The organism is Staphylococcus sp. AntiMn-1, assembly GCF_001663395.1.
In the GTDB taxonomy this organism is placed as follows: Bacteria; Bacillota; Bacilli; order Staphylococcales; family Staphylococcaceae; genus Staphylococcus; species Staphylococcus equorum.
On the sequence record NZ_CP012968.1, the window covers coordinates 2,649,616 to 2,668,773 of the forward strand.

Annotated in this window: 20 protein-coding genes and 1 pseudogene; 17 read left to right on the forward strand and 4 right to left on the reverse strand. The window is 32.7% G+C overall.

The window, feature by feature from the left end; translation table 11 throughout:
* Positions 1-11 precede the first annotated feature (11 nt).
* Entirely contained in the window at positions 12-311 is a 300-nt protein-coding gene (locus tag AOB58_RS12770; RefSeq protein WP_021339800.1) for an ArsR/SmtB family transcription factor, read from the reverse strand.
* Between the two features lie 152 nt (positions 312-463).
* Here AOB58_RS12770 and AOB58_RS12775 point away from each other — a divergent pair, with 152 nt between their 5' ends.
* From AOB58_RS12775 to AOB58_RS12815, 9 genes are all read left to right on the forward strand, one after another.
* The gene (locus tag AOB58_RS12775; protein ID WP_002507034.1) at positions 464-1,120 is read left to right on the forward strand and encodes an SDR family oxidoreductase; all 657 of its coding nucleotides are present in this window, start codon (positions 464-466) and stop codon (positions 1,118-1,120) included.
* Between the two features lie 141 nt (positions 1,121-1,261).
* Positions 1,262-1,960 (forward strand): FadR/GntR family transcriptional regulator, encoded by a 699-nt coding sequence (locus AOB58_RS12780; protein WP_021339799.1) that lies wholly within the window; start codon positions 1,262-1,264, stop codon positions 1,958-1,960.
* 767 nt (positions 1,961-2,727) lie between these two features.
* The gene (manA, locus tag AOB58_RS12785; RefSeq protein WP_021339798.1) at positions 2,728-3,666 is read left to right on the forward strand and encodes a mannose-6-phosphate isomerase, class I; all 939 of its coding nucleotides are present in this window, start codon (positions 2,728-2,730) and stop codon (positions 3,664-3,666) included.
* 20 nt (positions 3,667-3,686) lie between these two features.
* Positions 3,687-3,914, forward strand: a complete 228-nt coding sequence (locus tag AOB58_RS12790; protein WP_002507039.1) for a hypothetical protein — start codon at positions 3,687-3,689, stop codon at positions 3,912-3,914.
* Positions 3,915-4,157: 243 nt separating this feature from the next.
* The gene (locus AOB58_RS12795) at positions 4,158-5,138 is read left to right on the forward strand and encodes a YeiH family protein (RefSeq protein WP_002511433.1); all 981 of its coding nucleotides are present in this window, start codon (positions 4,158-4,160) and stop codon (positions 5,136-5,138) included.
* 71 nt (positions 5,139-5,209) lie between these two features.
* A complete protein-coding gene (locus AOB58_RS12800) occupies positions 5,210-6,577 on the forward strand; it encodes an EVE domain-containing protein (RefSeq protein ID WP_064783550.1) in 1,368 nt (455 codons plus the stop codon).
* A 315-nt stretch (positions 6,578-6,892) separates the two neighbouring features.
* Positions 6,893-7,276, forward strand: coding sequence for a thiol-disulfide oxidoreductase DCC family protein (locus AOB58_RS12805; protein ID WP_021339796.1), 384 nt, complete (start codon positions 6,893-6,895; stop codon positions 7,274-7,276).
* 19 nt (positions 7,277-7,295) lie between these two features.
* The gene (gene rbsK / locus AOB58_RS12810; protein WP_064783551.1) at positions 7,296-8,159 is read left to right on the forward strand and encodes a ribokinase; all 864 of its coding nucleotides are present in this window, start codon (positions 7,296-7,298) and stop codon (positions 8,157-8,159) included.
* A gap of 182 nt (positions 8,160-8,341) precedes the next feature.
* Positions 8,342-8,791, forward strand: a complete 450-nt coding sequence (locus tag AOB58_RS12815; RefSeq protein WP_002507044.1) for a Dps family protein — start codon at positions 8,342-8,344, stop codon at positions 8,789-8,791.
* 364 nt (positions 8,792-9,155) lie between these two features.
* Here AOB58_RS12815 and deoD read toward each other — a convergent pair whose 3' ends face one another.
* Positions 9,156-9,866: a purine-nucleoside phosphorylase gene (gene deoD, locus AOB58_RS12820; RefSeq protein WP_064783552.1), complete on the reverse strand. Its 711-nt coding sequence runs from the start codon at positions 9,864-9,866 to the stop codon at positions 9,156-9,158.
* A gap of 177 nt (positions 9,867-10,043) precedes the next feature.
* On the opposite strand from deoD, the gene deoC reads away from it, so the two are divergent.
* From deoC to AOB58_RS12840, 4 genes are all read left to right on the forward strand, one after another.
* Entirely contained in the window at positions 10,044-10,706 is a 663-nt protein-coding gene (deoC, locus tag AOB58_RS12825) for a deoxyribose-phosphate aldolase (protein WP_021339794.1), read from the forward strand.
* Between the two features lie 64 nt (positions 10,707-10,770).
* Entirely contained in the window at positions 10,771-12,072 is a 1,302-nt protein-coding gene (locus AOB58_RS12830) for a pyrimidine-nucleoside phosphorylase (protein ID WP_064783553.1), read from the forward strand.
* Between the two features lie 11 nt (positions 12,073-12,083).
* Positions 12,084-13,268: a phosphopentomutase gene (gene deoB / locus AOB58_RS12835; protein ID WP_064783554.1), complete on the forward strand. Its 1,185-nt coding sequence runs from the start codon at positions 12,084-12,086 to the stop codon at positions 13,266-13,268.
* Positions 13,268-13,621 carry a DoxX family protein gene (locus AOB58_RS12840; RefSeq protein ID WP_002507049.1) on the forward strand — a complete coding sequence of 118 codons (354 nt, stop codon included), beginning with the start codon at positions 13,268-13,270 and terminating at the stop codon, positions 13,619-13,621. Before deoB ends, AOB58_RS12840 begins: the two co-directional genes overlap by 1 nt.
* 129 nt (positions 13,622-13,750) lie before the next feature.
* On the opposite strand, the gene AOB58_RS12845 is transcribed toward AOB58_RS12840, so the two are convergent.
* A complete protein-coding gene (locus AOB58_RS12845) occupies positions 13,751-14,221 on the reverse strand; it encodes an S-ribosylhomocysteine lyase (protein ID WP_064783555.1) in 471 nt (156 codons plus the stop codon).
* A 275-nt stretch (positions 14,222-14,496) separates the two neighbouring features.
* On the opposite strand from AOB58_RS12845, the pseudogene AOB58_RS12850 reads away from it, so the two are divergent.
* The 3 genes and pseudogenes from AOB58_RS12850 (at position 14,497) to AOB58_RS12860 (ending at position 17,662) form a co-directional block, all read left to right on the forward strand.
* A pseudogene (locus AOB58_RS12850) lies at positions 14,497-15,681 on the forward strand (M20 family metallopeptidase).
* Complete coding sequence (gene ldmS / locus AOB58_RS12855; protein ID WP_064783556.1) at positions 15,678-16,871, forward strand: L-aspartate--L-methionine ligase LdmS; 1,194 nt, start codon at positions 15,678-15,680, stop codon at positions 16,869-16,871. The pseudogene AOB58_RS12850 and the gene ldmS overlap by 4 nt, the downstream one beginning before the upstream one ends.
* A gap of 125 nt (positions 16,872-16,996) precedes the next feature.
* Positions 16,997-17,662 (forward strand): DUF2750 domain-containing protein, encoded by a 666-nt coding sequence (locus tag AOB58_RS12860; protein WP_021339789.1) that lies wholly within the window; start codon positions 16,997-16,999, stop codon positions 17,660-17,662.
* Positions 17,663-17,842: 180 nt separating this feature from the next.
* Here AOB58_RS12860 and coaW read toward each other — a convergent pair whose 3' ends face one another.
* Positions 17,843-18,640, reverse strand: a complete 798-nt coding sequence (gene coaW / locus AOB58_RS12865) for a type II pantothenate kinase (RefSeq protein ID WP_021339788.1) — start codon at positions 18,638-18,640, stop codon at positions 17,843-17,845.
* Between the two features lie 221 nt (positions 18,641-18,861).
* On the opposite strand from coaW, the gene AOB58_RS13875 reads away from it, so the two are divergent.
* Positions 18,862-19,098 (forward strand): VOC family protein, encoded by a 237-nt coding sequence (locus AOB58_RS13875; protein WP_237283160.1) that lies wholly within the window; start codon positions 18,862-18,864, stop codon positions 19,096-19,098.
* The last annotated feature ends 60 nt before the right edge of the window (positions 19,099-19,158 follow it).

A 19,158-nucleotide genomic window follows, 5' to 3' on the forward strand; every position in this document is an offset into this window, starting at 1 on the left:
CGCCACCTTCCTTATGATTGATGTGTTGCGTGATGTATCGCTTGTTTTAATAGGGTAGTAACATGCGTATCATCTATGGCATATATCATAGATTGACCATCACGTTTAGCTTTCACTAAATGAGCTTGTTTCAGTACACGCAATTGATGAGAAACATTTGATTGGCTCATCTCTAATTTGTGAGCAATATGACCGACACTATTTTCGCCATGCGATAATAAGTGCATAATACGTAAACGATTGCCTTCACTTAATGCTTTGAAAATTTCAGTCACGTTATCAATTGTTTGTGAATCTAAAGATTCATTCATTACGTAAAGCCTCCTTATATTAATACATGAACATTTATTCATATATTAATATAAGGAGGCTTTATTGTCAAAGTATAATTCACTTTAGTTTTAAAATCCTACATAAGTGGTAGACTTTTAAGTAGCAACTACCTTTAAGGAGGCAATAATTTATGAGTATATTAGTAATTGGAGCAAATGGTGGCGTTGGCCAACATCTAGTAAATCAATTAAAAGAACGTGGTGAAAGCTTTACAGCTGCTGTAAGAAAGCAAGAACAAGTAGACGCGTTAAAAGATAAAGGCATAGATGCAACTTTAATAGATGTAGAAACGGATGATATCAAAACATTGACTGAAAAGGTTAAAGGATTCGACAAAGTTGTCTTTTCTGTTGGATCTGGTGGTAACACAGGTGCAGATAAAACAATCAGTGTGGATTTAGATGGCGCAATTAAATCAATTAAAGCAAGTGAAGCCAATAACGTAAAACAATATGTGATGGTTTCAACTTATGATTCTAGAAGAGAGTCATTCGAAGCAAGTGGAGGTTTAAAACCATATACAATTGCGAAACACTATGCTGATGAATATCTTAAACAAGCAGATGTAGGTTATACAATTGTACATCCGGGCGGTTTATTAGATGATGCAGGTACGAATAAAATTGAAGTAGGTGCATTTTTTGAAGGTCGAGGATCAATCCCTCGTGAAGATGTAGCATCTGTATTAACAAAAGTATTGACTGAAGATGACTACTTAAATACTGAGTTCCAAATTGTTAGTGGCGATGAAGAAATTTCAACCGCTTTATCAAATTTTAATAAGTAATTATCGATTTTAGAGCGGACTTTAGAGGGCCAATTTACATAGAAGTGTAAATTGGTTCTTTTTTTATTTGAAATATATAGCTTATAATATAAATAAATAGCAAAAATTTGATACAATAATAGATATCGTTTGGAGGTAATTATGAAAATTTCAAACACGAAAATCTATGAACAAATCGCTGACATTCTGTTAGAAAGTATAAAATCAGGGGAGTATCAAGTGGGTGATAAGTTACCTTCTATACAAAAACTTGGTCAACAGTATGGTGTAAGTGTTGCATCAGTGAGAGAAGCATTAAATGCTTTAAGAACAATTGGCATTATAGAAATGAAACAAGGGTATGGCACATTTATTAAGCAAATAGAACCAACCTTTTTTGAATTAGGTGATAAGTTCACGTCGTTAGATCAAATTACAGAACTTTTAGAGTTAAGAGAAATCGTAGAAAGTGCTACGGTAGAAAAGGCTGCCATACATCGTAATGAAGCAGATTTAGTGAGTTTAAAGAAAGCATTAGATGAAATGGGTGAAGCGGTAACCGATGGCACATCTGGGGAAAAAGCAGATTTACAATTTCATCTTTCAATTGCAAGAGCAGCCAAAAATTCATTGCTAGTTGAGCTATTAAATAACATTTCTGAATTAATGCAAGATTCAATGGAAGAAACAAGAAAGATATTTATTTATAGCAAACAAAAAACAATGAATAAACTACATGAAGAACATGTGATTATTTATAATGCAATCGTAGAACAAAATGCTACCAACGCAGTTAAAGCCATGGAGTCACATTTATTAGAAGTTAAAGAAACAATTTTAGCTAATTTTAAAGAGCAATAATATTTGGAAAGCATCTGGGAGTGTGTCAGCAATCTAATTTTTAAAACAGCTTTTGTAGTGTGAAGTTAGGTCGGCAAAGAGGACTTAAAAATAGGAATAAAAGCATTAATATAAGCGTAATTTCAATTTAGACAGCTACTGCCAATGTAACAGTATGGTTGCGACAGGTATTTATGTTTCAGTCTTATTGAAAAAAGCACCTATTTCAATTTTAAAAAATGAAATAAGTGCTTTTATTTTTTTGATTTTATTAAGTTTAAGCCAGAAATTTTTTACTTTAGGTTGTTGAGCAATAATAAAAGCCCAAACTAAGGAAGTTTGGGCTTTATCGCAAATTTTATATTTTTGAAAAAGTAATCAGCTTTTTCAAGTACATCATAATAAACTTTTAATTACCTTATATGTAAAACAGATAGAGTCTGTTTTTGTGACTCTATAGTAATTATAATATTTTTAAGTATATAATGGCAAGTATTTTTGTAAAAAATTTACGACAATAATATAATTGTTCATTAAAATGTCGAAAAATGTAATTGAGTCAAATAAAACAAACTATTATGCTTTATAAATAATTGATATAATAACAAGTGATTTTAGTATCATTGAACGTTGAACTAGTCGTTTATAACGCGCAGCGTTATATGATACAATCTTTATAGCTCAAATAAAAAATACAAAACTATACATAAAAATTTCCGTTAAAAGTATTTTATATAGAAAGACTTAAAATTTGAATGAAGCAACTTAAGAATTTGGAGGTGTGATTAATGCCATTATTTTTAAAACCAATTTTCCATGAAAAAATATGGGGTGGCAATAGATTAAAAGAATTAGGATATGATTTACCAAGCGATTGTATTGGAGAAGCATGGGGGATATCAGCGCACCCAAATGGCAAATGTGAGATATTAAATGGACCATACCAAGGTCAAACTTTAGATCAAGTTTGGAATGAGCACAGAGAATTGTTTGGTGATTTTCCAAGCAAAGAATTCCCGTTAATGACTAAAATTGTTGATGCTAAGGAAGCATTGTCAGTACATGTTCATCCAGATGATGCGTATGCTTATGAAAAAGAGAACGGGCAATATGGAAAGTCTGAATGTTGGTACATAATCGACGCTAAAGAAGATTCAGAAATTATCTATGGGCTTTCTGCAGAAACAAAAGAGTTAGCCATAGATAAATTAAATGACGGGGAGTATAATGGTTTATTTAATAAAGTTAAAGTTAAACCAGGAGAATTTTATTTTATCCCTGCAGGTACAATCCATTCCATAGGTGCAGGTATTCTAGTGTATGAAACGATGCAATCTTCAGATGTAACGTATCGCGTGTATGATTTCGATCGTGAACATGAGTCAGGACATAAACGTGAACTTGACCAAGGAAAAGCTAAAGACGTCATTGAAATAGCCAATGAAAATATCAATATTGCTACAGATACTGAAATCATTGAAAATCACAAACGTACACAACTCGTATCTAATGATTTTTTCACAATTGTGAAATGGCAAATTTCAGGTACACTAAATTATATGAAACCAAGAGAGTTTGTTCTCGTATCAGTACTTAAAGGTGAGGGACAAGTGATTATTGATGGCGAAGTTTATGATTTAAATCATGGACAAAACTTTATTCTAACTTCAGACGACTTAGATACAATATTTGAAGGAGACTACGAACTAATAGTTAGTTACTTATAGAAAAAATGGAGTGTTTTGAAATGTATAAATTTTTGTATATCTCATTAGTTTGTGGAATGTTAGCAGGTGCAGGCATATTTTTAAAATTACCAATTTTTCCTTCTATGGCATTTCCAGTAATGATAGGGGTAATTGGGATAATTTCATCATTGATTACAATTCCTAATAAAGAGATAAGCGGTTTATTAAAGCTTGGCGGGGTTATGATTAACATCATGCCGATTATGGCTGCGTTTGCCGTAGCGTAATAGCCAATAAGTTTAGTATCTTTACATTATTGTAGAAGATACTTTTTTTGTGATTTTATAAAAAAAACAGAACAAAAACAATTTGAAATATACTTTACGAAGTATCTTATGATTAATTATTTGTGTGCTGTGAGAATTTAGCTGAAAATATTTAAATAAATATTGCAAAATATAATATTTATTTTTACAGTTTTATGTCAAAAGAAATATGCTAAAATGAAACTAAATTGGGAGGTGGCAAGTGTGCAAAAAGTACGGGGTATCATGATGACCTTGGTAATTGCAATGGTTGCAACAATATTAGGAAGTGAATTTCCAGTCATTGGCGGTGCAATTTTTGCTATTATTATAGGAATTATTATCAATAATATAATTTTAATTCCTAAAAAATATGAAGCTGGTATCAAGTATAGTAGCAAAAAGATTTTGCATTACAGCATTATCGTGCTTGGGTTTACATTGAGCTTTCAATCTATTGGTGCAATTGGATGGAAATCGTTACCAATCATTATCATTACTTTACTTGCTGCCTTTATCACTGTGTTTTTGTTAATGAAGATATTTAAAATTAATGAACATCTAAGTATTTTAATAGGGGTTGGAACAGCAATATGTGGTGGATCGGCAATTGCTGCAACAAGTCCAGTAATTAAAGCGAAAGAAAGTGAAGTAGCATTCGCTATTTCTACGATATTTTTATTTAATTTAATAGCAGTATTTGTATTTCCACCATTAGGCCACGTATTAAATATGGGGCAAACTGCATTTGGATATTTTGGAGGAACCGCTATTAATGATACTTCAAGTGTGATTGCTGCAACTTCAAACTATGGCAATACAGCCTTAGAAACAGGGGCAGTTGTAAAATTAACGCGTACTTTAATGATTATACCGGTGGTACTCTTTTTTACATATAGAACGATACGTAAAGAAAAAGCGAAACAAACTGATACATCTATTGCTAAAATATTTCCATGGTTTATTGTATGGTTTATCGTAGCATCTTTAATAAGCACTGTTTTTAATTTTTCACCAACAGTGATACATGTATTCCAACAAATTTCATTGTTTTTAATTACAATGGCAATGGCTGGCATTGGATTAAGTGTTGATTTTAAACAATTTAAACAAGCAGGTATGAAACCGGTAATGCTTGGGTTAGTAACATGGATTGTCGTCATTATTTCAAGTTTAATTACGATGAAGTTGATAAACTTATTGTAATGTTTGTTCAGAAAGAAATTTTGCATATAATAGGTTAGATAGAATTTTTATATGAGATAAGGAGTATCTAAATGGCAGAGGAAACAAGTTATTTTTGGTTGAACTGCGGATATAATCGCTGGAACCATAATGAACTATTAGTAGGTCAGACGACATTATTTGAATCAGGTGCACAATTTAATCCTTCACAAGGTTTCCGATCATTTAAACAAGCTAAAGTAGGAGACCGTGTTATCTTTTATCAAGTACAAATGGATACTGGTTTATTAGGTTTGGGTGAAATCACAAGTGTACAAACAGGTGCTCAAAATAAAATTCGTGTTCATTTTCAATTACAAGAACAGCTTAAACCATTAACTGCGGATTATTTGAAAAGAAGCGAACAATTAGAATTTAGAATGAGAAATATGAAAGAAACTTTATTTAATCAAATAACACAAGAAGAATTTGAGTTAATTGTTAGTTTAGGTAAAGGAGAAACAAAAATTCCTCGATACTTTTTTATAGCGGAAGAACAAGAGTTCGAACCTAAATCATACAATACAATATATACGCACACATATAACGGTATTAAACGAAATGGTTATCATTTTTACACGCAACTTGAAATAGGTGATCAACTTATTTTTTATAATAAAAATAGAGATCAGTCCGTCATTGGTGTAGGAGAAGTAAGTAAGCATATACATGAAAAAGCACCTATACCTGGGAGAACAAACAGTACTGCAATTGAGGTTTATTTTGAAAAGGAAATTGACCCTGTTTCATTGGGTACATTAAACAAACATCCTAAATTGAAAAATTTATATTATCTTCAAGAAAACGCAAAACAAGCTATTGCTAGCATGTCAAAAACACAATTCGATGCGATTCGTGAAATAAGTAAAAATGATGGTATGAAATCACAGTTTGAAGCTATTAAAAGTGGTCAGATGATTGATGAACATACTGAAGATTTAAAACCGTTTATTTTACTCGTAGTTGATAAAGGAGAAGGCTTAAAGGCAGCTGAAGATTTATTACAAAAAACGAATGCGAAACCAGTGATAACTTCTGGTCATCCTGACTTTTCTGAAGATATGTTGTACGGGAAGTATTTACCAAATGAAACAGGTGCACTGTACTACAGAGAAGGGTTTATAACGAATCTTATGCCTCGTACAGATAAAAGCTACCTTGTTATAGATAACTTTAATCGTATTGATCCTGATATATTCCAAACATATATCAATGTGCTTGAAGGTTATGAAATAACATTACCACGCTATAATAGAGATGGTAGTATGGTTAAATGGTCTAGAAAAAAAGATTCATTTTATCATTTTAATCCAAATTGGCATATTGTGGGTATCACATATGATGACTTAAATGAAATTAAGCAAAAATATACTGAACAATTTTTGAAATATACAAGAATCGTGAAAGTAAATCAAGACTAATTTTTAAGTCATAACTTATTTAAAGTTAATAATATAAGATAAGCTATGGATATATCCATACTTAAAATAGAAGCATCAATTCATTGCATTTTATCAATGGATTGGTGCTCTTTTAAATTTTCGGAGTTTAAAGTGTTAGTCCGATTTAGTTTAAAACGTCCCATCGGTTATAATTAGAGGATAAATGACAATAAAATAAGATAACGAGTGATATAATGATTTAATTTTATAATTTTAGGATATAATAATAGTGTGGAGAAATCACATTCTCTTATGAAGTGACAATATAATATTTTACTGTTAGGGGTGAAGTATATGCCAATAATATATTATGATGCCAATTGTGTATATTGCTATAACTATGCAATTTGGCTAATACAAAATGGTTTGTCAAGACGTTATCAATTTGCTGAATTACAAGGAGAAACAGCACAAAATTTATTTGAAAATTATCCTGAAACAAAACAATATGACAGTGTTATATTGCAAGAAGGGGATCATTTCGAATATAAATCTGATGCAATCACTACACTAATCACAACACTGACAAATTATAAATGGATCGGTATATTGCTACATTTGACGCCTAAACCACTTAGAGATTTAGGATATCAATTGTTTGCTGATAATAGGGATAAAATGTGGAAAACGCATTGGCATCAGCCTAATGCTTATGAGCAATCATTTTTTATTGATTGAATAGACGGAGGAAGCAAATATGGAGAACATTGTTGTAATAGGTAGTTCATCAATTGATTTAGTAGTGAAAACAGACGTTTTACCACAAGCAAGTGAAACAGTTATGGGTAATTCATTTTTTACAACTACTGGTGGCAAAGGTGCTAATCAGGCTGTTGCAGCAGCTCGTTTGAGTAATAAGGTCTATATGATAGGCGCTGTAGGCGATGATGAAAATGGTAAACAGATTATTGAGAACTTAGAACAAAACAATGTAGATACAACTTTTATGGATAAAATTGAAAATGAAACATCTGGAACAGCGCATATTACACTGTTTGAAGATGATAATCGAATCATCGTTGTGCCTGCTGCTAATAATCATGTAACGCCTGAAAAAGTGTTACCAAAACTCGAGCGCTTTGGTGCAGGAGATATTATTTTGATGCAACATGAAATACCAGAACATACAATTAAAGAAGTGACAGATTATGCTGTGAAACATGATATGAAAGTAATATTAAACCCAGCACCATATCGTAACATTGACAAAGAAATTATAGATAAAGTGACTTGGATTACACCAAATGAATCAGAAAGTGAACTACTATTTGAAAGCGGAGTAGATGAAGCACTGAAAGCTTATCCTCGTAAGCTTATTGTAACTAAAGGAGCAGCAGGAGCTATGTTTTACAATGATTCTCAACAACTTGTCAAAGGATATAAAAAGAAAGTCGTTGATACTACAGGTGCTGGTGACACATTCAATGGTGCTTTAGCTGTTGCACTAATTGAAAATAAACCTTTAGAAGAAGCCGTTGATTTTGCTAATTTAGCGGGTAGTTTTTCTGTAACTGGATTAGGTGCTCAAGGTGCGATGCCATACAGAAAAGAACTAGATTAAACCCCTTAATTTGGGTATAATATAGTAAGATTATTAAATGACAACACAGATTAAAATAATTCTAATTTAGGTAAGTTAAAAAACTTTACAGATTATAATGATTATTATATAATAATAAATGTAATCAAGAACTTGAGTTGTCATTTTGTAATGATAATTAAACTTAAAGGAGAGATTTTAGCATGGCAAACAGTAATAAAGACGTAGTAAAAGTATTAAATGAACAAGTAGCAAACTGGACAGTAGCATTTACTAAATTACACAATTTTCATTGGTATGTAAAAGGACCTAATTTCTTCTCATTACACACTAAATTTGAAGAATTGTATGATGAAGCAAGTCAATATATCGATGATTTAGCTGAACGTATTTTAGCAGCAGGTGGAAACCCAGTTGCAACATTAAAAGAAAGTTTAGACCTTGCAATCATTGATGAAGCTGGTAAAGGCTATAAAGCTGAAGAAATGGTAGAAGAACTATCTAAAGACTTTGAAAATATTACAAAACAATTAGAAGAAGCAATTGAAGTTGCTTCAGCTGCTGAAGATGATGTAACAGAAGACATGTTCATCGGTATGAAAACAAATATAGATAAACATAACTGGATGTTAAAATCTTATTTAGGTAAATAAGAGACTTCAGTCACATATATGAATGAATATTATATTTTGATTGAGTGATAAGCTAGTGCGAAAATAATCTAATTTTAGATTATAAGCATCAATCTGTTATCTTTGAAGGATTGCATAGTAGCTGTCTGATAACCAGTCAACGTTGTAGGAGCGAGGAAAAATCAAATTTTGATTTTTCTTCGCTCTTTTTCTATTTAAAAATCGCAACAATTATACAAAAGGCCATGAATATAATCACTATCGCAGTGAAACCATTTATTCGGAATTTCTATATCTTATCCATTTTTCATTAAAAAACAGGTCTTTCAAAACATGCGTTGTTTTGAAGGACCTGTTTTATTTAAATAATGATTTGAAACATCAATTACTCAGCCATTTCGAGTGCGACTTCCATCATTTGTGTAAATGAATTTTGACGTTCTTCAGCTGTAGTTGCTTCATCGCGTAAAATATGATCACTCACTGTGAATATACCTAACGCTTTTTTACCAGCGTAAGTTGCATTTAAGTATAATGCAGCAGATTCCATTTCTATACCTAAGATGCCCATACGTTGCCATCTTTCATTAAACGTTGGATCAGCATTATAGAATGTATCAGATGATAATATGTTTCCTACATGTGTAGTTGCCCCAATTTCATCCGCTTTTTGTTTTGCTTTTAAAACTAAATCAAAATCAGCTAAAGGTGCGTAATGACCTGGAATATTATATTGCTCTACATAACTAGAGTTTGTAGAAGCGCCTTGAGCAATAATTATATCGTAAAGGTTAACGTTTTCTTGTAATGCACCACAAGATCCAATACGGATAATTGTCTCAACATCAAAGAAATTATAAAGCTCATAAGAATAAATTCCAATACTAGGTACGCCCATGCCTGATCCCATTACTGATACTTCTTTCCCGTTATAAGTACCAGTATATCCAAACATATTTCTAACTTCGTTGAATTGTTCAACATGTTCTAAATAGTTGTCAGCTATGTATTTTGCTCGAAGCGGATCTCCCGGCATTAATACTGTTTTTGCAATTTTAGTTCCATTGGGTTGAATATGAGGTGTAGATTTTGTCATAATCATCTTCTCCTTTATGTTCTTTTATCAATTTAAAGATAACATTTGTTTATTATTATTGCGAATTTTTGTAATATAGATAATAAGAGAGTGTTTATAAAGATATCTATTTAATTTTGCTTTATAATAATAAGTGAAATGAATGTTTATTGTAAACAAAAATTAGGAGGATTTAATATGAATTATGCAAAATATATAGATCATACATTACTTAAACCGGAGTCGACTAGAGCTCAAATCGACAAAATTATCGAGGAAGCTAGAGAATTTAATTTTAAATCAGTGTGTCTTAATCCTACACATGTAAAATATGCAGCAGAAAAACTTAAAGATACAGAAGTATTAGTTTGCACTGTAATTGGATTCCCTTTAGGCGCGTCTACTACAGAAACGAAAATGTTTGAAGTTGAAGATGCTGTGAAAAATGGTGCTTCTGAACTTGATATGGTTATCAATGTTGGTGCATTAAAAGACGGACGTTATGAAGACGTACAAAAAGACATTGAAAGTGTTGTTGGTGCTGCGAACGGTAAAACAGTTAAAGTAATTATTGAAACATGTCTATTAACAGACGAAGAAATAGTTAAAGCAAGTGAACTAAGTAAAGCAGCAGGTGCTAACTTTGTTAAAACATCAACAGGTTTTGCTGGTGGCGGTGCAACTCCAGAAGACGTGAAATTAATGAAAGATACTGTTGGAGATGACTTAGAAGTGAAAGCTTCTGGTGGCGTGAGAAATCTTGAAGATTTCAACAAGATGCTTGAAGCTGGTGCAACGCGTATCGGTGCGAGTGCAGGCGTTCAAATAATTCAAGGCTTAGAAAGCGATTCTGACTACTAGAATAGTTAAAAAAGGGATATATTATTAAGTTTGTATGATAGACAAACAGGGGAGGCCAACTCATATGAGAATGGTAGATATTATTGAAAAAAAGCGTGACGGACAAGTACTTACGAAAGAGGAAATTGAATTTTTTATAACTGGTTATACAAATGGTGACATACCGGATTATCAAGCTTCTGGTTTAGCGATGGCTGTATTCTTTCAAGATATGAATGATGAAGAAAGAGCTGCGTTAACTATGGCAATGGTTAATTCAGGTGACGTTATTGACTTATCAGATATTCACGGTACTAAAGTTGATAAGCATTCTACTGGTGGAGTTGGAGATACAACTACATTAGTACTTGCACCTTTAGTTGCAGCTGTAGGTGTACCTGTAGCTAAAATGAGCGGAAGAGGACTAGGACATACAGGCGGAACGATTGATAAATTAGAATCAGTTGAAGGTTTCCATGTTGAAATCAGTGAAGAAAAATTCGTTAAGTTAGTTAATGAAGCTAAAGTTGCTGTCATTGGACAAACTGGTAATTTAACACCCGCAGATAAAAAATTGTACGGTCTTCGTGATGTTACTGGTACAGTAAATTCTATTCCACTTATCGCTTCATCAATTATGAGTAAAAAAATTGCAGCAGGTGCTGATGCAATTGTGCTTGATGTTAAGACAGGTAATGGCGCATTTATGAAGACACTTGAAGATGCTGAAGCTTTAGCACATGCTATGGTAAGCATCGGTAATAATGTAGGTAGAAATACAATGGCTATCATTTCAGATATGGGTCAACCTTTAGGACACGCTATAGGTAATGCCTTAGAAGTAAAAGAAGCGATTGAAACACTACAAGGTAAAGGTCCTGAAGACTTAACTGAACTTGTAATGACCTTAGGTTCACAAATGGTTGTAGTGGGCGGCAAAGCAAAAGATTTAGAAGAAGCACGTGCATTGTTAGAAAAAGCAATACAAGATGGTTCTGCTTTAGAAAGTTTTAGAACATTTTTAGAGAATCAAGATGGAGATGGCTCAGTGGTAGACGACGTATCAAAATTACCACAAGCCAAATATCAAGTAGCATTACCAGCGGAATCATCTGGTTTCGTAACTGAAATTGTTGCGAATGAAATGGGCGTTGCCTCGATGATGTTAGGCGCAGGTAGACAAACAAAAGACGATGATATCGATTTAAGTGTTGGTCTTGTACTGCATAAAAAAGTAGGCGACAGAGTCGATGAAGGTGAACCTCTATTAACAATACACAGTAATCGCGAAAACGTTGATGATGTAATAGAGAAATTGAACCAAAGTATCACAGTAAGTGAACAAGGTGCAGAACCAACATTGATTCATAAAATTATTACTGAATAGGAGTTGAGATAATGACTACACCATTTAAACGAGTCCACTTAATTGTGATGGACTCAGTAGGCATAGGGGAAGGCCCTGATGCAAAAGCTTTTAACGATGAAGGCAGTCATACATTAAAACACACGTTAGAAGATTTTAATCAGTCATTACCTAATCTTCAAAAATTAGGTTTAGGTAATATTGAACCACTACCTGTAATTGAAAAAGAAGTAAAACCACAAGCTTTTTACACTAAAATGAGTGAAGCCTCTGTTGGTAAAGATACAATGACAGGGCATTGGGAAATTATGGGCTTAAATATCATGCAACCTTTTAAAGTATATCCTGAAGGGTTCCCTAAAGAGTTGATAGATGAAATTGAGTCAATAACTGGTCGTAAAGTAGTAGCTAATCGCCCTGCTTCTGGAACGCAAATTATAGATGAATGGGGCGAACATCAAATGAAGACTGGAGACTTAATAGTCTACACTTCAGCTGATCCAGTTCTCCAAATTGCTGCCCATGAAGATATTATTCCGTTAGAAGAACTCTATGATATCTGTGAAAAAGTAAGAGAATTGACCAAAGATCCAAAATATTTAATTGGTAGAATTATTGCCAGACCTTATCTTGGTGAACCAGGTTCCTTTAAAAGGACATCTAATAGACACGACTATGCTTTAAAACCTTTTGGCAGAACAGTTATGAATGAATTACAAGATGGTGGCTATGATGTCATTGCCTTAGGAAAAATAAATGACATTTTCGATGGCGAAGGTGTGACTGAAGCGGTTCGTACAAAAGATAATATGGACGGTATGGACAAATTAATAGAAACAGTACAACGTGATTTTAATGGACTAAGTTTTTTAAATCTTGTGGATTTTGATGCCTTATACGGACATCGTCGTGATAAAGCAGGTTATGCACAAGCGATTAAAGATTTTGATGAGCGTTTACCTGAACTTATCGAGCATTTACAAGAAGATGATTTAGTAATTATCACTGCTGACCATGGTAATGATCCAACTGCTGAAGGTACAGATCATACAAGAGAGTATATTCCAGTTTTAATGTTTAGTCCGAAAATTGCTGAGTATCATGAATTATCGGTAGATGCTACATTTAGTTCGCTAGGTGCAACGATTGCTGATAATTTTAATGTGAAATTACCAGAGTACGGAAGAAGCTATTTAAAAGAAATGGGCATTGAGTAATGAAGAAAATAATTAGAATTTTATTTGGCATTGGTTTTAGCGTAGCTGGCGTGCTTCATTTTAAAGATGAAGAAAATTTCAGAAATATTGTACCTGAATATTTACCATTTAGAAAAGCCGCAGTTTTAATCACAGGTGTGTTTGAAATCGTGTTTGGTTTATTATTATTAATCAAGCAGCCTTCAACATGTTTGAAAAAAACGATAAATGCTTTTCTATGGGCTGTATTCCCAGCTAATATTTATATGGCACGTAAAAATTTACCACTAGCTGGTAAGCAATTACCTAAATGGGCTTTGTATGGCCGTTTACCATTACAATTTATCATGATAAAAATGATTAGTAAGCTATAATCGGTTAAATAAAGAAAGTGGCTGTTAGTATCCTTATTGGGAATCTAACAGCCACTTTTTTATGCAATATAATTAAGTTAGGAATAAATGAACTCACAGTTATCTTAAGATAATTATTGGTTAGTATGATTATTTGTTTTCTCCGTATACATCTTGCCATACTGATTTTTGATCTAAGAAAGTTTGTGCAATTTCTTTAGCGCCTTCAAGAGAATGACTTGCTGCCCAGCCACATTGTACTTCGTTACAAGCAGGTACTTCTGTAGCGTTTAATACATCATTGATTGTTTGTTCGATGATGTTTAAGACATCTTCATAATCATCATGGTTAATGAATGAAACATAGAAGCCAGTTTGACAACCCATTGGGCTAATATCAACTACTTTATCTGAATGATTTCTAATATTCTCGGCCATTAAATGTTCTAAAGAGTGTAAACCAGGCATTTCCATATGCTCTTTGTTTGGCTGTTTGAAACGGATATCATATTTATGGATAACATCACCGTTAGCGCCCTCCATTTTACCAGCATGTCTAACAAATGGTGCAGATACTATCGTATGATCTAAATTGAAGCTTTCAACGTTCATTTTTGGCATGTCATATCCTCCTAATATTATAAGTAAGTTAATTGTAACAAGACCGCAATGTATTTACAATTTCTGAAACGGGTATAAATATAAAGTGGTAAAATACTAATTTATTTAAAATTCAGAAAAGGAATGACAGAAGACGAGAAACCCGATAGAATAAATAATAATTAAACACGATATAAATATTTAGCATGATATGTGGTGTTATCTATAAAATTACTTAATGCATAGTGTATGGAAGTTGAAAGTGTTTTGGTAATTTAGGAGGTAGAGTGCAAACGATGGAGAAAAAACAAATTATTTTAGATTATATAGAAAATGAAAATCATAAATACTTAGAAATAAGTCATCAGATACACCAAAGACCAGAATTAGGAAATGAAGAGATTTTTGCTTCGAGAACTTTGATTGAAGATCTAATAGCACATAATTTTGATGTGGAAACTGATATAGCAGGACATGCAACAGGATTTATTGCACGATATGACTCAGGTATAGAAGGGCCTACAATTGGATTTTTAGCAGAATACGATGCTTTGCCAGGTTTAGGACATGCTTGTGGTCATAATATTATAGGTACTGCGAGTGTATTAGCGGGTACTGCATTGAAATAAGTGATTGATAAGATTGGTGGTAAAATTATTGTCTTAGGATGTCCTGCAGAAGAAGGCGGTGAAAATGGCAGTGCTAAAGCGACTTATGTTAAAGCAGGTGTTATAGATGAGTTGGATATTGCACTCATGGTCCACCCTGGAAATGAAACATATCGAACGATTGATACATTGGCTGTCGATGTTTTAGATATAAAATTTTATGGTAAAAGTACGCATGCATCTGAAAACGCAGATGAAGCGAGAAATGCTTTAGATGCGATGATTTCTTATTTTAATGGGATAGCGCAATTAAGACAACACATTAAAAGACGCCAACGTGTGCATGGTGTGATACTTGATGGTGGTAAAGCAGCGAATATTATACCTGATTTTACACATGCGCGTTTTTATACGAGGGCTACGTCTCGAAAAGAGCTAGATGTTTTGACTGAGCGGGTTGGACAGATAGCAAAAGGTGCAGCACTACAAACAGATTGTGACTTTGAATTTGGACCAATACAAAATGGGGTTAATGAATTTATTAAAACGTCTAAATTAGATGACTTATTTGCGAAATATGCCACTGAAATGGGTGAAGCAGTTATAGATGATGATTTTGGATATGGTTCTACAGATACTGGGAATGTCAGTCATTGTATACCAACGATTCATCCTCATATCAAAATTGGTTCACGAAATTTAGTTGGTCATACACATCGTTTCCGTGAAGCAGCAGGTAGTACCCATGGTGATCAGGCATTAATTAGAGGTGCGAAAATTCTCGCTTTAATGGGGCAAGAACTCATAGAAAATAAACCATTGTTTGAAGAAATCATCGAACAATATCAATATACAAAGGGGCACAAAAAATGACTAATCAAAGCTTTCTAAGACCTACATTAACACTTAGTGATCTTTACGATTCACATATTGTTTATACTTCTAGACCGTCTTATATATCGAATCCTTGGTTGGAACCCGAAGTACATCAATCTAATTTTTTGACTGGTAGAGAGCTGATTATTGCTAATGAGATGCCTGTAATCGTACACGCAGCAAGTGTAACTGATAAATTAAAAATGCTATTTGAAGCAATTGGTAAAGATATGCCAACCAATACGCTTAAATTTCAAGATCAAAGTAGCTATGAACAATTGATACAAGATTTGGCACATGATTATAAAAAAGTTTACTTTCAATACATTCATGGTGAAGATATTTTGAATAAAAAGTATTACGCGTTGGATAAGGATATTTTTGTAGCTTTAAATAATAAAGCACGTATACCAGAATGGACAAACCATAAATATCTACCTATAAGAGAAGTTGTTGATATAGATAATTTTGTAGAAGCTGTAGCAAAATGGGAGTATCCATTTGTATTGAAACCTGGAGACGACCTACCAACAGCAGGTGGATATGGTGTGATGATTTGTTATAATGATGCTGATTTAAAACAAGCAAAATTGCGTATTGAAAATGCTAAAAACGAAACAGATACGATGATTATCGAACAAAAAGTAGAAGCAGTTGCAAATTATTGTGTTCAATATGCATATTCGAAGTATACTGGTGTGCGTTATATTGGGACTTCTGAACAGTTAACCAATAAATATGGGTATTATAATGGAAACGAAAATGTACAAGATGTGCCTGATGCTGTAATTCAAGCGGGTAAAGAGATTATGGAAGTCGGCGTTTCGAAAGGATATTTTGGAATAGCTGGTTTTGACCTTTTGGTAGATAGCAACGATGACATTTTTGCGATAGATTTGAACTTTAGACAGAATGGCTCAACAAGTATGTTATTGCTAGAACCGTTTCTTCAAGAAGGGTACCATAAATTTTATAGTTATTTGTCACATGTAGATAATTCAAAATTTTTCAACACAATTATGAAGTATGTAAATAAGGGTGTATTATTTCCGTTATCTTATTATGATGGGGATTGGTTTGATAATGAAGTTGTTAAATCAAGGTTTGGTTGCATATGGCATGGGGAAAACAAATCATATGTGGAAAAAATGGAGCAACAATTTTTAAATGATTTAGAAGAAAAATAGAACAATTACTCACAAATATAATGAAACTCTCTAGTAAATTACATTAGACGTTAATTGACTAGAGTATAAGAGTCATTTATATTTTAAGTATGGGTAAATATTATAAATGAATTGAAGGTGCTATGATGTCTTATAAACAAAATTCATTTTTCCAAGAAATTTTAGTCAATGAAGTCTTTTACGTAGCTACAAAATCAAAAGAATTAATTAGACATGAAGTATTGGGAAAAAATGTAGTATGTGCGTGGTCGGAAAAATCTAAAGCGGAAACATTTTTGAAGAAGCTTAATATTGACTACAGCAATATAAAGAAAATTGATATAGACCGTTTTGTAACATACGAAATGGATAACTTATTTGAAGAAGGCGAAGAAGTACTCATTGATGCTACTGGTACTACAGATGGCGAATTGATTAATATTGTAGAAATTACAAATGAGTTAATGTCTGATTTAGACAATATTCGTTTGAAAGAATTTGTAAACGATGTTGCTAAAGAGGATGCAGTCTTTGGTTTATCTAATCAAAAAGAAAAGCATTTTATATTGATTAGTGATGATGAACATCAAAGACCACAAATTATGCCTGTTTGGAGCATTAAAAGTAGAGCTGAAAAGGTAAGGAACGAAGACTTTGAAGAATGTGAAATTATCGAAATCGAAGGTGAAGTATTCGCTGAATGGTTAGATAATTTACGAGATGATGATAAAGCTGTAGCAATAGACTTGAAATCTGGTGTTGTAGGCACAGTTGTATCTGCTCAAAAAGTGATTGACCAACTTACATTTTAATTATTTCTAAATGCGTTTCAATGCGCTAGTATTTTGTTTTTATATTATTTGAATAATGATTAATTATGATGAGTTGTTTTGAAACTATAAATAGAAATTTGGGACATTTGTATTTTGAATTACTAGTAAAAGCAGTTTTCTACTGAAAAACGTAGAAAGCTGCTTTTTTCATGTTGATATTTATAAATGAATTGCACCTAATGCACCAGAGAATGCACCATGTTCAATATAATAAGGTTTAAACCCGCGAAGTATTGTATAATCTGTAACAACTTTTTTTAATAAATCATTATTATGAAAAGATGAACCAATATAAGCGACATTTTCAGTATTATTTTCTCTAGCAACAGTAATAGACATTGTGGTAATAACTTCCCCAACAACACCTATAACAGATGCTAATTTATCAGCATCTGTAAAATTGGCATCCAAATTATGTAGGACATGGCCAAAGTTTGCTGCTGTAAGGTCACCTGAGATAGGTGGTTCACTGTCCTTATAAATATGTTTAACTTTCAAGTCAATAATCTCTCTATTTCCATTTTGAGCTGTATCAGTTAATTGTTTATAATCTTTAATACCAGTTAATAAATATCCAAGCCCTTGAATCATTCCACCACCTGCGCCAACGCCACCTACACGTTGTTGATGATTACCGTCTGAAAAGTGTAATGAAGTGCCGGTACCGACGTTAGTAAAGATGTAATCATCTAATAAATGCTCTTGTTCTACTAAAAGTATTTCTAAACCTTTTGCAGCTGCATCAAATTCGACAAAAATACGCGAAGGACAAGTTAAGTGTTCTTGTATTAATGCAGCTTGTCCACCAGTTAAACTAATGCTTTCACAATCTTGTTGATTTAACCATGAGATAACTTCATCAATTTCAGTAGTTGATTTTGTTGTATATACACGTTCCCCGTTATTGTCTTGAACTATCTTAATTAGAGTTCCACCAGCATCAATGCCAATCTTCATTTCTATTCCCCCCAAATAAATTTACATTATAACTAATATTATAATAAAATGGGGGAAAATCAAATATGAAATTAAAAGGAGCGTTCTTTTATGATGCAATTAAGTCCGTTTATTAAAGTAGACGACGTTGATGAAGCTGTGAATTTTTATAAAAATGCGTTTGGTGGAGAAGAAAAATATTAAACGAAACAAATGGACTACGACTGCATACAGAATTGCATGTGAATGCAACAGTGATATTACATATATCAAGTACATACGGAAAAGAATGGCATAATGATAATACTAATATTATTTTGACCTTTGACGATTTAGAAGTGCAACAACAAGTATATAACGCTTTGAGTAAATTAGGTGATCCACATATGCCGCTTGAAAAAACATTTTTCAATGCTATGCATGGTCAAGTTAAAGATCAATTTGGTGTGAATTGGCTCATGAATTGCTTTTTAAACTAAACCGTTTAGTATAGGTTATAATTAGTTAGAAAGTGGTATTAATAAATAATTACTAAGTTT